At 69.5% G+C, this 13,790-nt stretch carries 14 protein-coding genes; 8 read left to right on the forward strand and 6 right to left on the reverse strand.

Annotation, left to right across the window (positions count from 1 at the left end; translation table 11 throughout):
* Positions 1-4: 4 nt before the first annotated feature.
* Positions 5-415 carry an ArsR/SmtB family transcription factor gene (locus GON06_RS11330; protein ID WP_157312408.1) on the reverse strand — a complete coding sequence of 137 codons (411 nt, stop codon included), beginning with the start codon at positions 413-415 and terminating at the stop codon, positions 5-7.
* 123 nt (positions 416-538) lie between these two features.
* Here GON06_RS11330 and GON06_RS11335 point away from each other — a divergent pair, with 123 nt between their 5' ends.
* The gene (locus GON06_RS11335) at positions 539-1,969 is read left to right on the forward strand and encodes a TrkH family potassium uptake protein (RefSeq protein ID WP_157312409.1); all 1,431 of its coding nucleotides are present in this window, start codon (positions 539-541) and stop codon (positions 1,967-1,969) included.
* A 1-nt stretch (position 1,970) separates the two neighbouring features.
* Positions 1,971-2,633 (forward strand): potassium channel family protein, encoded by a 663-nt coding sequence (locus tag GON06_RS11340; protein ID WP_378736752.1) that lies wholly within the window; start codon positions 1,971-1,973, stop codon positions 2,631-2,633.
* 3 nt (positions 2,634-2,636) lie between these two features.
* Here GON06_RS11340 and proC read toward each other — a convergent pair whose 3' ends face one another.
* Positions 2,637-3,473 carry a pyrroline-5-carboxylate reductase gene (proC, locus tag GON06_RS11345; protein ID WP_157312411.1) on the reverse strand — a complete coding sequence of 279 codons (837 nt, stop codon included), beginning with the start codon at positions 3,471-3,473 and terminating at the stop codon, positions 2,637-2,639.
* A 40-nt stretch (positions 3,474-3,513) separates the two neighbouring features.
* Here proC and GON06_RS11350 point away from each other — a divergent pair, with 40 nt between their 5' ends.
* On the forward strand, positions 3,514-4,485 hold the full coding sequence (locus GON06_RS11350; protein WP_157312412.1) for a cation diffusion facilitator family transporter: 972 nt from the start codon (positions 3,514-3,516) through the stop codon (positions 4,483-4,485).
* A gap of 16 nt (positions 4,486-4,501) precedes the next feature.
* The gene (locus GON06_RS11355; protein WP_157312413.1) at positions 4,502-5,623 is read left to right on the forward strand and encodes an alpha/beta hydrolase; all 1,122 of its coding nucleotides are present in this window, start codon (positions 4,502-4,504) and stop codon (positions 5,621-5,623) included.
* Between the two features lie 14 nt (positions 5,624-5,637).
* Here GON06_RS11355 and tadA read toward each other — a convergent pair whose 3' ends face one another.
* A complete protein-coding gene (tadA, locus tag GON06_RS11360) occupies positions 5,638-6,093 on the reverse strand; it encodes a tRNA adenosine(34) deaminase TadA (protein WP_157312414.1) in 456 nt (151 codons plus the stop codon).
* 55 nt (positions 6,094-6,148) lie between these two features.
* On the opposite strand from tadA, the gene upp reads away from it, so the two are divergent.
* The gene (gene upp / locus GON06_RS11365) at positions 6,149-6,781 is read left to right on the forward strand and encodes a uracil phosphoribosyltransferase (protein ID WP_157312415.1); all 633 of its coding nucleotides are present in this window, start codon (positions 6,149-6,151) and stop codon (positions 6,779-6,781) included.
* A gap of 86 nt (positions 6,782-6,867) precedes the next feature.
* The gene (locus tag GON06_RS11370; protein WP_157312416.1) at positions 6,868-7,059 is read left to right on the forward strand and encodes a hypothetical protein; all 192 of its coding nucleotides are present in this window, start codon (positions 6,868-6,870) and stop codon (positions 7,057-7,059) included.
* Positions 7,060-7,192: 133 nt separating this feature from the next.
* On the opposite strand, the gene GON06_RS11375 is transcribed toward GON06_RS11370, so the two are convergent.
* Positions 7,193-7,960, reverse strand: a complete 768-nt coding sequence (locus tag GON06_RS11375; RefSeq protein WP_232528423.1) for a hypothetical protein — start codon at positions 7,958-7,960, stop codon at positions 7,193-7,195.
* 18 nt (positions 7,961-7,978) lie between these two features.
* Between GON06_RS11375 and GON06_RS11380 the strand changes: the two genes are divergently transcribed.
* The gene (locus GON06_RS11380; RefSeq protein ID WP_157312417.1) at positions 7,979-8,416 is read left to right on the forward strand and encodes an AAA family ATPase; all 438 of its coding nucleotides are present in this window, start codon (positions 7,979-7,981) and stop codon (positions 8,414-8,416) included.
* An 8-nt stretch (positions 8,417-8,424) separates the two neighbouring features.
* On the opposite strand, the gene GON06_RS11385 is transcribed toward GON06_RS11380, so the two are convergent.
* Together GON06_RS11385 and nadE are read right to left on the reverse strand one after the other, a co-directional pair.
* A complete protein-coding gene (locus GON06_RS11385; RefSeq protein WP_332837442.1) occupies positions 8,425-11,949 on the reverse strand; it encodes a TM0106 family RecB-like putative nuclease in 3,525 nt (1,174 codons plus the stop codon).
* 66 nt (positions 11,950-12,015) lie between these two features.
* Positions 12,016-12,852, reverse strand: a complete 837-nt coding sequence (nadE, locus tag GON06_RS11390; RefSeq protein ID WP_378736755.1) for an ammonia-dependent NAD(+) synthetase — start codon at positions 12,850-12,852, stop codon at positions 12,016-12,018.
* A gap of 58 nt (positions 12,853-12,910) precedes the next feature.
* Between nadE and GON06_RS11395 the strand changes: the two genes are divergently transcribed.
* Positions 12,911-13,468: a phosphorylase family protein gene (locus GON06_RS11395; protein ID WP_332837443.1), complete on the forward strand. Its 558-nt coding sequence runs from the start codon at positions 12,911-12,913 to the stop codon at positions 13,466-13,468.
* Positions 13,469-13,790: the final 322 nt, after the last annotated feature.

The following is a 13,790-nucleotide window of genomic DNA, read 5'->3' on the forward strand; positions in this document are numbered from 1 at the left end:
GGCGTCAGGCGCCGAGACGCTTGAACGCGCTGGTCACCGCGTACTTGGCGGATGCCGCGGCGCGGCCGACGACCTCGGCCGCGTGCGCGGCACCGTCGGGGAGCGGCATCAGGTCGATGTCGGGAGCCTGATCGCCGAACGCGTCGACGAGGAAGGGCACCAGCCAGTCGTCGACCTGCTCGAGCGGGGCGACCGAGATGCTGTAGAACCTGCGCTGACCGTCCTCGCGGACCGTCACCAGGTCGGCGTCGCGCAGCACCTTCAGGTGCTTCGAGACCGTGGGCTGACTGACTCCGAGCTCGCTGACGATCTCGGTGACGCTGGTGCCGCCGTCATCCTCGTTCTCACGGCGCAGCAGGAGCTGGAGGATGTCGCGCCTCGTGCCGTCCGCGATCACGTCGAAGATGTCCGTCATGTGTTCAGGGTAGCCCGCGGGATGTGCCTCGCCTAGCCTGCCGGGACCGCCGTGCCTCTCGGAGTACCATGACGGAGGTCCGGCGGGCACCGCCGCCCGGGTCGCAGACGGAGAGGGGGTCCGATGTCGAGCAGCGTGCCGGCATCCGCTTCCCGCATCTCCCTGCGCGCGCTCGGATCGCAGCTGCGCCACTTCGTGACCTCGTCGCCGTCGCGCTTCGCGATCGTCGTGTTCGCCCTGCTGATACTGCTCTGGACGACGCTGCTGTCGCTGCCGATCGCCTCGGCGGACGCCACGGTCACCAAGCTCAGCGACGCGCTCTTCACGGCCGTCTCGACGATCTGCGTCACCGGCCTCACCACGGTCGACATGAGCGCGCACTGGTCGCCGTTCGGGCACGCCGTGATCTTCATCGGCGTCAACATCGGCGGACTGGGTGTGCTGACCCTGGCCTCGCTGATGGGCATGGTCATCTCGAAGAAGCTGGGCCTGAGCGCCAAGCTGATGGCCGCCGGCGACACCAACCCGCTTCGCGCGCACGGCGGCGCCGTCAACGAGAGCCAGACGGTGCGCCTCGGTGAGGTCGGACAGCTGCTCACCACTGTCGCGATCTCGGCCCTCATCATCGAGATCGGCCTCGCCGTGCTGCTCTATCCCGCCCTGGTGATGGCGGGCGTCGATCCCGTCTCCGCGCTCTGGGAGGCGCCGTACTTCGCGGCCATGTCGTTCACGAACACCGGGTTCGCACCGAACGACGGCGGCGTCGCTGTGTTCGCCGACGACTACCTGGTCCTGATCCTGCTGATGGCCGGTGTGTTCCTGGGCAGCATCGGCTTCCCCGTCATCTACTCCCTCGCCAAGCACTACTGGCATTTCAAGCGCTGGTCGCTGCACGCCAAGCTCACCATCGTCACCACCGTGCTGCTGTTCTTCGTCGGAGCGGCGGTGTTCCTGCTGCTCGAGCACAGCAACCCCAAGACATTCGGGTCGATGGACGCGGTCGACACGACCGTGCAGGCCTTCTTCCTCTCCGCCATGACCAGATCGGGTGGCTTCAACGTCATCGACATGAACGACCTGTACGGGTCGTCCATGCTCGTGGCGTGCATGCTGATGTTCGTCGGCGGCGGCTCGGCATCGACCGCAGGCGGCATCAAGGTGACCACTCTCGCCGTGCTCGCGATCGCGGTGTGGTCCGAGGCGAAAGGTCGTCAGTCGGTGCAGGTGTTCGGGCGCCGCATCCCCAGCGACGTGCAGCGCGTGGCGCTCAGCGTCGTCGCCTGGGGCGCGACGATCGTGGCCATCTCGACGGTCGCGATCACCCAGATCACCGGAGACGACGTCATCGACGTGCTCTTCGACGTGATCTCCGCCTTCGGCACGGTGGGGCTCAGCTCCGGTGTCACCGCGACCCTGCCGGATGCCGGCTCGTACATCCTCGCGGCGACCATCTTCATGGGGCGCGTTGGTACAGTGACACTCGCCGCGGCGGTCGCCGCGACATCCCGTTCGCAGCTCTACGCGCTGCCCGTCGAAAGGCCGATCGTTGGTTGAGATGGTGCGGGGCGACGCCCCGGTGCTCGTCATCGGACTCGGACGCTTCGGCGCGGCCTGCGCGGGCGAGCTGGACCGGCTCGACCGCGAGGTGCTGGCGATCGACGGCGACCTCGAACTGGTGCAGAAGTGGTCGGAGCGCGTCACCCACACCGTGCAGGCGGATGCCCGCAACATCGACGCACTGCGGCAGATCGGCGCACAGGACTTCCAGGTGGCCGTGGTCGCCGTGGGGTCGCTGATCGAGGCATCCGTGCTGATCACGGCGAACCTCGTCGACCTGAAGATCCCGCAGATCTGGGCGAAGGCGGTCTCGCAGTCGCACGGCAAGATCCTCGCCCGCGTCGGCGCGAACCACGTGATCTACCCCGAGCGCGAGGCCGGCGAGCGCGTCGCGCACCTGGTCTCGGGCCGCATGCTCGACTTCATCCGCTTCGATGACGACTTCGTGCTGGCCAAGATGTACCCGCCGAAGTTCATCCGCGGCGTGCGACTGAACGAGTCCGGCGTGCGGACCAAGTACAGCGTCACAGTGGTGGGCGTGAAGAGCCCCGGCAAGCCGTTCCGCTACGCCGAGGCCGACACCGTGGTCACCAACCACGATCTGATCATCGTGTCCGGCACCAACAGCGACATCGAGCGCTTCGCCGGCCTCGATCGCTGACGCTCAGGCCCCGGCGGCGAGTTCGCGGGCCCGCGCGAGCGCGGCATCCGTCGCCTCGGCGAACACCTCGTCGAGGTGCGCGTCCTGCAGCACGGCGATGGCGCGCTCGGTGGTGCCCTTCGGGCTGGTAACCCGGCGGCGCAGCTCGGCCGGGTCCTCATCGGAGGCATCGAGCAGAGCGGTCGCGCCGATGAAGGTCTGCTCGGCCATCAGCCGGGCGTCCGCCTCGGAGAAGCCCTTGCCGATCGCTGCCTTCGTGAGCTCCTCGATGAGCAGGAAGACGTAGGCCGGGCCCGACCCCGAGATGGTCGAGAGCGCGTCGATCTGCGACTCCGGCACCTCGATCACAGCGCCGACGGTCTCGAACAGACGGCGCACGAGCGCCATGTCGTCAGCGGTCGCGGCGGCGCCCGCGGCGAGCCCGGTCACGGCCTTGCCGACCGTGGCGGGGGTGTTCGGCATCGAGCGGATCACGTGCGCGTCAGCGCCGAGCACGCTCGCGAAGGTGTCGAGCGTCACGCCGGCAGCGAGGCTCACGATGATGGCATCCGGGCGCAGCGAGGGCGCGATCTCGCGCAGCAGGTCGGGCACCATCACCGGTTTCACGCCGACCAGCAGGATCCGGGCGGATGCCGCGGCATCCGCGTTCCCCTCCGGGCGATCCTCGAGCGCGATGCTCGTCACGCCGGGCAGCGCGGCGAGCGCGGCCGCCTTCGCGGTGGTGCGGTTCGTCGCCGTGATCCCGTCGGTGCGGATGCCGGAGGCGACGACCCCCTGCAGGATCGCACCGCCCATCGAGCCGGCGCCGAGGAATGCGAGGGAAGGGAGCGAGTCGGTCATGCCTCCATCCTCTCGCAATCGGCCGCCGTAGACTCGTGCCATGAGTGCATCCGGCGGCAGCAAGGCGATCATCGCGGCGTTCCTGGCGAACATGGGCATCGCCGCCGCGAAGCTCATCGCCTGGGCGCTCTCGGGTTCGGCGTCGATGCTCGCCGAGGGCATCCACTCGATCGCCGACTCCGGCAACCAGCTGCTCCTCATGCTCGGCGGCCGCAAGGCCAAGAAGACGGCGGATCGCTCGCATCCGTTCGGCTACGGGCGCGAGCGCTACGTATACGCGTTCGTCGTGTCGATCATCCTGTTCTCGCTCGGCGGCCTGTTCGCGATCTACGAGGGCGTCGAGAAGATCACCCACCCGCACGCCCTCGACCCGGTGTGGTGGTGGCTGCCGATCGTCGTGCTCGTGATCTCGATCGGCCTCGAGTCGTTCTCGCTGCGCACGGCGATGCGCGAGAGCAACCAGGTGCGCGAGAAGGGCCAGTCCTGGTTCTCGTTCATCCGTCGCGCGAAGGCCCCCGAACTGCCGGTCGTGCTGCTCGAGGACATCGGCGCACTGACCGGTCTGACGTTCGCCCTGCTCGGCGTCGGCCTCACCGTGATCACCGGCAACTCCGTGTTCGATGCGATCGGCACGCTCATGATCGGTGTGCTGCTGGTGCTGATCGCGCTGGTCCTGGGCATGGAGACGAAGAGCCTGCTGGTCGGCGAGGGCGCGACCGACGCCGACTACGACCGGATCGTGGACGCGATCAACAACGGCCCCGAGGTCGAGAAGCTCATCCACATGAAGACTCTCTACCTGGGCCCGGACGAGCTGATGGTCGCTGCGAAGATCGCGCTCACGCAGGACAAATCGGTGCGCGAGGCAGCCGACGACATCGACGAGATCGAGAGGCGCATCCGCGCGTCCGTGCCCGTCGCCCGCGTCATCTACATCGAGCCGGACATCTACCGTCCCTCGCTCGACCCCGAGCCCTCGACGGACGCGTTCGTCCTGAAGTCTGCGGACTGACCCCGCGGCGGCCGGTGTGCATCCGCTGCTGGATGACCTGGATCGGCTGATCCGGGACGATCCGGAGCGCGTTCCGGCACGGCTCGCAGAGCAGCCCGACCTGGCCCAGACCGTCGGCCTGATCGATCCGGCGACCGCGTCCGAGCACTGGGCGCTGCTCACCGCGGGCTCGGCCGGGTCAGCTGGACATTGGAACGCCGGTCCCGCGCGAGCGGCGATCGAGGCCGCGCCCGAGGTGTACGGCAACCTGAACGGGATCCCCGCCGACGACAAGGACGCCGCGTGCCGCATCCTTCTCGCTCGGATGCTGGCCGAAGGCGCGCAGCTGTCCACGGCGGCGCACGAGCAGCTCGGGCATGTCGCGGCCGAGCTGCGCCGCGCCGCGCGCGCTCATCTGCTGTCGCTGTTCCTGGACGGCGGCGTGCCGCGCGCCGCCGTCTCGTTCGGCGACCCGGATGCCGCCCGGCTGATCGTCGTGCTCGCGCACGGGATCGTCACCGACCTGGACAGCCTGCCGCAATGGTCGCGCACCGCGCGACGCATCCGCTCGCAGGTCGCCGAGGGTGCGGGTGTTCCGCGCGATGCGGTCGCCGCCATCGCCTGGTTCGGCTACGACTCGGGTACACACCTGACAGCGCTCGGCACCGCGCATGCGACGGTCGGCGCCGCCCGTCTGGCCGGCCTGCTGGCCGGCATCAGGCACCGCGCACCCCGCGCGCACGTCGCGGTGGTCGCCTACTCGTACTCGTCGACCATGGCCGGCGAACTCGTCGAGGCCGGCGGCGGACGCCTTCTCGACGCCCTGTTCTCGATCGCCTCTGCCGGGGTCACAACCGAGGCGGCCGACGCGATCGAGGCGGACCTGTACGCGAGGGTCTTCCGGTTCTTCGCCACGGAATCGGCGGATGACGGTGTCGCCCCGCTCGGGCGGATGTCGCAGCATCCGGTCGATCCGCGTGGGATTCCCGGAGCGGTCGTCTACGGCTCGGACGGCGGCCCCGTGGCCGGCACGAACGGCATCGCTACGGTCGGGCACGCCTCGCACACCCCGCCCGGCACGCCCGAGGAGCCGGGGTATTTCGACCCCCGGACGGAGTCGTTCCTGTACCTGGTGCAGATGCTGGCCGAGTCGGTCTGACTCGACCGTCGACGTCAGCGGCGGGCTTCGAAGAAGTCACGCAACAGGGCGGTCGCGGCATCCGCCTGCACGCCCCCGATGACCTCGGCGCGGTACGGCAGTCGCCGGTCGCGCAGCACGTCGTACATCGAGCCGGATGCTCCGGCCTTGTCGTCCCAGGCACCGAAGACGACCCGGCCGATACGTGCCTGCAGGATCGCCCCGGCGCACATGATGCAGGGCTCGAGGGTGACGACGAGGGTGCAGTCCTCGAGGTTCCAGTCCCCGGTCGCGGATGCCGCGGCGCGCAGCGCCACGACCTCTGCGTGCGCGGTGGGGTCGTGGGTCTGTTCGCGCAGGTTGCGGCCCTCTCCGATGATTGCGCCTGCGGCGTCGAGCACGACCGCGCCGACCGGCACGTCGCCCGCGGAGCCGGCGTCAGCGGCGAGTGCGAGGGCGCGATCCATCGCGGAGAGGTCGGCTGCGGTCATGGTCTCGACGATAGTGCGGATTCTCCGCGCGGCATCCGCAAAGTAATCTGTATCCATGCGCGTACACGTGGCCGACCACCCCCTCATCACCCACAAACTCACGGTGCTGCGTGACGAGGGCACTCCGTCGCCCGTGTTCCGCCAGCTGACCGAAGAGCTCGTGACGCTGCTCGCCTACGAGGCGACCCGCAACGTGCACGTCACACCGATCGAGATCCAGACCCCTGTCACGAAGACCATGGGTGTGAAGATCTCGGAGCCACGTCCGATCGTGGTGCCGATCCTGCGTGCGGGCCTCGGCATGCTCGAGGGCCTGGTCAAGCTGCTGCCGACCGCCGAGGTCGGCTTCCTCGGCATGGTGCGCGACGAGGAGACCTTCGAGCCCACCACATACGCGGAGCGTCTTCCCGATGACCTCAGCGACCGGCAGTGCTTCGCGATCGACCCGATGCTCGCGACCGGCGGCTCGCTCGGCGCGGCGATCCAGTTCCTGTTCGACCGCGGGGCGAAGGACGTCACCGCGATCTGCCTGCTCGGCACCCCGGAGGGCGTCGCCGCGATCGAGGAGCTCGTCGGCGACCGCGACGTGACCCTGGTGCTGGGCGCGCTCGACGAGCGTCTCAACGAGAAGGGCTACATCGTGCCCGGTCTCGGCGACGCCGGCGACCGGCTGTACGGCACCGTCTGAGTCCGTTCCCGTCGGGGCGGGATCCTCGCGAGACTCCCGCGAGATCCGCCTTTCGTCACAGATCTCGCGGTCTCGCAACGAGGAGGATGCGGTGGTTGCTGGCGACGGCGACCGGGGATGTCACCGTCGAGGTCGACCCCGTCGAGGTGGCAGCGTCGGAGTGGCTGACGGTCGACGGGGTCGAGGCGCGCCTACACGACGGTCTCGTGGCACCGCCGTGGGAATCGCGGCTCGAGGCGATGTGGGCGCCGCTGCGCGCTGTGATCGGCAAGCGCTGAGGTCTCGCGGCGGCAGAAGCCGAAACGGGCCCGACGTGGGCAACGGAACAGGAGGTCCGGCGAGACCAGGACGACGATCGAACGTCGGTCCTGTTCTGGGCGATTCTCCTGCACTCGGTGATGCGTCGGAGGCTCAGACGGTCAGGACGTAGCTGCGCTCGTCGCCGTACTGCGTGAATCCTGCGCGGGCGAGGATCGGCGCCGAAGTCGAGACCCGGCCCTTCACGAGGGCCGTCGTCGCACCGAACTCGGCACCGACACGGAGTCGCTCAGCGAGCACGGCGCGGTAGGCACCGCGGCCGCGGCACTCCGCGAGCGTGGCGGCGCCCCAGAGCCGGACGAAGCCGTCGACGACGGTGCACCCGCCGGTGCTCACGGGCTTGCCGTCGAGGCGGGCGAGCACGCGGGCTCCCTCCCGTGCGTCGAGCGCCGCGGTGACCTCGTTGAGCTCCTCCTGCAGTCCCGCCTCATCGAGCGGATGCTGCTCCCACACGGGAACGTTCACCAGATCGACCTCACGGACCTGCTCGAGTGTGCGGACGACCTCGGCCGAGGCATCCGCCGGGACCTCGATCGGGTCGCCGGGAATCGGTCGCGCGAAGACGGTGACCGTGTCTTCATGGACGGCACCGCGCCGGCGGAACTCGTCCTCGAGGTCCGGGCTATCGGAGGGGTTCGTCCAGAAGGTCAGCCTTGTCGCGCCCCACTCGCGGGTGCGTCCGATAGCGTGATCGACGACTGCTGCGGCATCCGATTCGGAGCGCACCTGCGAAGCGCGCACACCGCCGCCGAAGCGTTCCGGGTAACGCACGAGCTGCAGCGCGGACTTCTCCTGCTCGCTCCCCCGAGGGAACCACACCCACGCCGCTGCGGCTCGAAGGATCTCGTCGTCGCTGTGCACGCCAGTAATCTAGCGTCCATGCCGCGCATCCTCGTCACCGGCATGTCGGGCACCGGCAAGTCGACGCTCCTCGCCGAACTCGCCCGGCGCGGGCATCGCACGGTCGACACGGACTACGACGGATGGACGACTGCAGACGGCCTGTGGGACGAGGCGCGGATGCAGGCCCTGCTGCGCGAGCACGACCACCTGATCGTGCAGGGGACGGTCGAGAACCAGGGCCGGTTCTACGATCGCTTCGCGCACATCGTGCTGCTGAGCGCCCCGATCGACGTGATGATCGAACGGGTGTCGCGGCGCACGAACAACCCCTATGGCCATTCGACTGAGGACCAGGACGAGATCCGGCGGAACACACGCGACGTCGAGCCGCTGCTGCGGCGCGGCGCGACGATCGAGCTGGACGCCCGGCGATCGATCCCCGATCTCGCAGACGAGGTGGAGAGTCTGCTCTGAGCCGCCGATCAGTCCTTGTCCGCGCCGACCAGGCGGGCGAAGGCACTGAGCCGGGCGACGCCCTCGGGAGTCCACGGCAGGTCGTCGAGCAGCGCCGGTGAGTGCACCAGGTAGGCGACGCTCTTCGCACGCGAGATCGCGACGTTCAGGCGGTTCTGCAGCAGCAGGAACTCCGGTCCTCTTGGCGCGTCCCTCCCGCTCGATGCGGCGAGCGAGGTGATCGAGACGACGGCTTCCTTCCCCTGGAAGTTGTCCACCGTTCCCACGGCCACCCGACCGAACCCGGCCGCGACCAGCGACTCGTGGATGAGCTGCTTCTGCGCGTTGTACGGCGCGACGACGATGATGTCCTCCTGCTGGAGGGGCCGTGGCGCGGCGGCCGCCAGTCCGTCGGTGTACGCGCGGCCGAGCAGGTCGCCCACGATGCGCCCGACCTCGACGACCTCTTCCGGCGACTGCGTGGCGTTGCCGCGGTGCCGCACCGGGACGACGTGCAGGCCGGGCGCGACGCCGTCGACCACGCGCCCCTCGGTGCCTGGTGCCGAGGCGAGCTGACCGGCGTAGGCCAGCCGCGAGACCGGTGCGGCGACGGCCGGATGCATCCGCCACGATGTCGCGAGGAAGTAGCCGTGCGCCGGGTCGATGACCTGCCTGCCCGCCATCACCCAGCCCAGCGCGGAGGTGTCGACCGGCTCGGGATGGGTGCCCTGGCTGACCTGCGGAAGCTGCTGAGGGTCGCCGAGCAGCAGCAGGCGCTGCGCGCCGGCCGCGACGGCGATGGTCGAGGCGAGCGAGAACTGGCCGGCCTCGTCGATGACGAGGAGGTCGAGACCGCCCCGGTCGACGCGGCGGGTATTGGCGAAGTCCCAGGCGGTGCCGCCGACGACGAACCCTTCCGGGTGCTCGGCGATGAACGCTGCCATCCCGTCCTTGGGGATCACCGTGTACGAGGGATCGGACTCGCCGTCCTTCGGGCTCTTCGCCACCTGGACCGCCGGGACGCCGTCGGCCACCACGCGCTCGAGCAGAGTCTCGACGATCGCGTGCGACTGAGCGACGACGCCGACCTTGAAGCCGTGGTCGCGCACCAGGCGGGTGATGACCTGCGATCCGGTGAAGGTCTTCCCGGTTCCGGGCGGGCCCTGCACGGCGATGTAGCTGCGGTCGAGATCGACGACGCCGCGCACGATCGCGTCGATGGTGCGATCGTCGGCGTCGCCGGTCACTTCGGGCAGCGGGGCTCCTGAGCGCGTGCGCGGCACGGACCGCCGCAGGATGTCGGTGGCCGCGTCGTGCGGGAACGCCGGAGCGGTGCGGTGCACGGCCTCCGCCCACTCCTCGATCGCCCTCTGCTGGTTGCCGACGTTCGGCGGCGACGCCGGGGCGAGCGCGATCGGCAGCTCGGACCAGGTCTCGCCCTGCACGGCGCGCTCGCGGATGATGTACCCGTCATCGAGCACCTCCGCGATCTCGACCTCGTGCGGCACCTGGATCACGCGCGACGGCGCTTCGAGGAAGAACGGCGCCGGGATCGGGTACAGCGCGAACGGCCGTCCGCCGATGCCGAGCGTGCTGCCGGGGGCGACCTCTCCGCGCAGCTCGATGAGCCGGGTGAACGAGCGGTTGCGGGTGCCCTCCGCGATCGCCCAGTCCTCGCGCACCCGGCTGCGCGCAGCGTCGATGCGCAGCACGTCGCGGGTGCTCTCCCACATGGACACCGGCTCGCGGAGCCGCTGGAAGTGCGACTGCCAGAAACTCTTGGTCTCACGCGGGTGGTAGTCGATGGCCGCGGCTGCGACCCGGTACACCTCGGCAGCGCTCTCGTCCGCGGCATCCGCCGCATCTGCCATCAGCGCGACCGAGAGCGGAGACGGCTCGTACGCACGCGTCTCGGGCTCGTCCGGCGGGGCGGGCAGCACGCCCTCCTGCTTCGCGAGGCCGATCAGCCAGTCGCGCAGGCGACGTGTCGACACGCAGTCGTAGCGGTTGTAGTCCGCCAGATCGTCGAGGATGCCGCGGGCCTCTGCTTCCTGCCCCGCGGCGAGCAGCTCGCGCGCCTGCACGTACTTGACGATCGAGTCGTCGCCCTTCTGCACGTCGCTCGTGCGCACCTCAGCGCCCATGTACAGCGGTTCGAGCTTCTTGATCGAGTAGGAGCGCGACCCCACCCGCACCGACCGCAGGACGAGAGGGTAGAGGTCGACGAAGACGCCCTCTCTCAGCAGCTGGTCGACGTCAGCCTCACCGACGCCGTAGCGGGCCGCCATCGCGGAGAGGTGCGAGGTCTCGTAGGGCGCGTAGTGGTAGATGTGCATGTCGGGATGCGTCTGCCTTCGCAGCTTCACGAACTCGAGGAAGTCCAGCAGCGCCTGCCGCTCGTCGGCGAAGGTGTGCGCCCACAGCGCGGAGTACTGCTCTGCGTTGTCGATCCAGCCGAACAGGTAGTCGATGCCCCAGTCGGGCTTCTCCCCCTCTTCCCTGACCGGCTCGGTGTACAGCGGGTCACCCTCGAAGTCGAAGAAGATGTCTCCCCTGCTGGGGCGGGGCATCAGGCCGATCGCGTTCGAGGAGACAAGTTCGAACGGCGGCGGAGCGGCGGGGTCGTCGCCGACCCCGAGCTGCAGGCGGGCCTGCGCACGCAGCGCCTGGAACGTGTCGGTGTTCATTCCCTCTGGGGCATCCGATGCGGCGGCCAGGTCGTCGATGGTGCGGATGCCGACGGAGCGCAGCCTCTGCCGCTGCACCGGGCGCATCCGTGCGACCATCAGCAGATCGCGGTGTTCGATCACCTGCTCCTCGCAAGTGGCGCAGCGCCCGCAGGCCGTGATCTGCAGGTCGCCGCGATCGTCTCCCCAGGCGAGCGGCGCGCCGGCGGCGCCCTCGTCGATGCGCCGGTCGGCGATGAGTGCCCGCAGCCGTGCGCGACGGACGTGGAAGAGCGGCAGCAGGTCGTCCACGAGGTGGATGCTGGTCGTTCCGTCACCGAGCAGGAGGTCGACCTCGTCGGCGCGCGGGATGTCGAGGCGGTCGAGCTGATCGACGTATGCCGCGAGCTGCATGAGCGCTGTGACGCGGGCAGTGCGGGCGAGCTTCGTGTCCTGCACCCGCCAGCGCAGGTCGGTGTCGCGGCGCAGGAAGTCGGCGAAGCCGACGAACTCGTCGGTCGAGAACGCCGCCTGGAACACGACGGATGCCTCGGACCGCAGCGCCTGCTCGGTGTCGGCCACGACGGTGCCCAGGGCCTCGGCATCGGTCGACGACACCTTCGGCAGTTCTACAACGCCCGGACCGCCGTCCACGGAGGTGCCGAGGTCTTCGATGTACCGCTCGAGGGTGCGGCGTTCGTGCAGGTCGCCGAGCTGTGCGGCACGGGCCAGGGTCGCGTCCTCGGGCTCTTCGACGGCGGGGACCCGGCCGAGCTTGGCATCGAGGGCTCGCGCCCAGGCGAACTCGCACTCGGCGGCCGCCTTCAGATCGCTGGCGCTCCAGACGACCCTCGTCGCAACGTTCTGCTCCGACCTGATGACCCGCACGGATGCCCCTCTCTGCTGCCTGCTCCGAGGCTATCGGCAGGGTCGGACATCACCTCGACCCGGAACTCAGCGCCACCAGGTGTCGTCGGGTGTGACGGGCAGGTGCCGCTTGTGCTGGGTCGCCACGTACTTCCCCTCGATGCGGGTGGCCACGTCATCCGAGACCGGACGCTGCTCGAGGTAGTCGTCGATCTGCTCGTAGGTCAGACCCAGCTCGTCCTCGTCTGCCCGGCCCGGCTGGCCGTCCAGCAGATCCGCGGTGGGGACCTTCAGGTACAGCCGTTCGGGTGCGCCGAGTTCGCGCAGCACGGCACGCCCCTGACGCTTGGTCAGCCCGGACAGGGGCAGCAGATCCGCCGCCCCGTCACCGAACTTCGTGTAGAACCCCGTGACGGCCTCGGCGGCGTGATCGGTGCCGATCACCAGCATCCGATCGTGACCGGCGAGGGCGAACTGAGTGACCATGCGGATGCGGGCCTTGATGTTGCCGCGGTTGAAGTCGGTGATGCGGTGCACTGAGCCTGCCGAAGTGTCGGACCCGAGCGCATTCTCGATGTCCTTCTCGACACCGTCCACGCCGTTCTGGATGTTCACCTCGACGGTCCGATCGGCGGCGATGAACGCGAGTGCGGCCTCGGCGTCGTCGGCGTCGTGCTGCACGCGGTACGGCAGCCGCACGGCGAGGAACGAGGCGTCCCCGCCGTCCGCGCGGATCCGCTCGACGGCGAGCTGAGCGAGCCTGCCGGCGAGGGTCGAGTCCTGCCCGCCCGAGATGCCGAGCACGAACCCCTTCGCCCCTGTGGCGGCCAGGTAGTCGGCGAGGAAGCCGATCCTGGCCTCGATCTCCGTGCGCGGGTCGATCTCGGGCTTGACTCCGAGAGCTTCGGCGATCTGCTGCTGCATGGTCACGGGCATCCTCCTTCGACGATGTACCCCAGTCTGTACCTGAGAGGATGGATGCGTGAAACTCCTCGTCGCCGCCCTCGCCTCCGAGCTGCAGGCCTTCCCCGCCGAACTCCCTGGTTTCGACCGTCTGGTCACCGGGCCGGGCAAGCTCAAGGCGGCCTACGGCCTGACCCGCGCGCTCGACGCCGCCGCCTACGACGAGATCCTCGTGGTCGGCACAGCCGGCGCCGTCGATGACGACCTGGACTCCGGGGTCTACGAGGTCAGCGCCGCGATCCAGCACGATGTGCAGGACCTGGACGGCGTCGTGGGGCAGCATGTCTCGCTGCCCTCGCACGTGGAGACCGGGCGCGACGGCCACACGATCGCCACCGGCGACATCTTCGTCGACGATGCCGACGCCGTCGGCCGTATCCGCTCGCTCGGAGGGGTGCTCGTCGATATGGAGACCTTCTCCTACATCTGGGTCGCGCAGCAGTTCGGGGTGCCGATCCGCGTGCTGCGTGCGGTGTCCGACCGGGCGCAAGACGGTGCGACGCAGCTCTGGGACGAGGTCGTCGCCGCCTGCAGCGCACAGCTCTGGGCGCGCGTGAAGGATGAGTACTCGGTCTAGACCGGCGCCTCCTCGATGGCAGCGCTTCGCGCTGCAGTTCCTGACGCACTCGGCGCTTCGTGCTCGGGGCTTCGCGCGACATCTCGCATCTCGCGCTGCAGTTTCTGGCGCTCGCAACGGTTCGTGCTCGGCGCTTCGCGCGACATCTCGTGTCTCGCGCGGCAGTTTCTGGCGCTCGCGGCGCTTCGCGCTCCAGTTCCTGGCTCGCGCGGCGGACATACGCGTAGCGCGAACCAGGACGTGTAGCGCGAACCGAATCACGCCGCGCGAACCAGACCAGACCGCGCGACAACAGTACCCGCGCGAACCAGACCGGGCCGCG

It is taken from the genome of Microbacterium sp. MAH-37, assembly GCF_009758255.1.
GTDB lineage: Bacteria > Actinomycetota > Actinomycetes > Actinomycetales > Microbacteriaceae > Microbacterium.

Excerpts from the sequence above, each read along its gene's own strand:
- GON06_RS11330 (WP_157312408.1), bottom strand. The coding sequence starts at position 415 with ATGACGGACATCTTCGACGTGATCGCGGACGGCACGAGGCGCGACATC.
- GON06_RS11335 (WP_157312409.1), top strand. The coding sequence starts at position 539 with ATGTCGAGCAGCGTGCCGGCATCCGCTTCCCGCATCTCCCTGCGCGCG.
- GON06_RS11340 (WP_378736752.1), top strand. The coding sequence starts at position 1,971 with ATGGTGCGGGGCGACGCCCCGGTGCTCGTCATCGGACTCGGACGCTTC.
- proC (WP_157312411.1), bottom strand. The coding sequence starts at position 3,473 with ATGACCGACTCGCTCCCTTCCCTCGCATTCCTCGGCGCCGGCTCGATG.
- GON06_RS11350 (WP_157312412.1), top strand. The coding sequence starts at position 3,514 with ATGAGTGCATCCGGCGGCAGCAAGGCGATCATCGCGGCGTTCCTGGCG.
- tadA (WP_157312414.1), bottom strand. The coding sequence starts at position 6,093 with ATGACCGCAGCCGACCTCTCCGCGATGGATCGCGCCCTCGCACTCGCC.
- upp (WP_157312415.1), top strand. The coding sequence starts at position 6,149 with ATGCGCGTACACGTGGCCGACCACCCCCTCATCACCCACAAACTCACG.
- GON06_RS11370 (WP_157312416.1), top strand. The coding sequence starts at position 6,868 with ATGCGGTGGTTGCTGGCGACGGCGACCGGGGATGTCACCGTCGAGGTC.
- GON06_RS11380 (WP_157312417.1), top strand. The coding sequence starts at position 7,979 with ATGCCGCGCATCCTCGTCACCGGCATGTCGGGCACCGGCAAGTCGACG.
- nadE (WP_378736755.1), bottom strand. The coding sequence starts at position 12,852 with ATGCAGCAGCAGATCGCCGAAGCTCTCGGAGTCAAGCCCGAGATCGAC.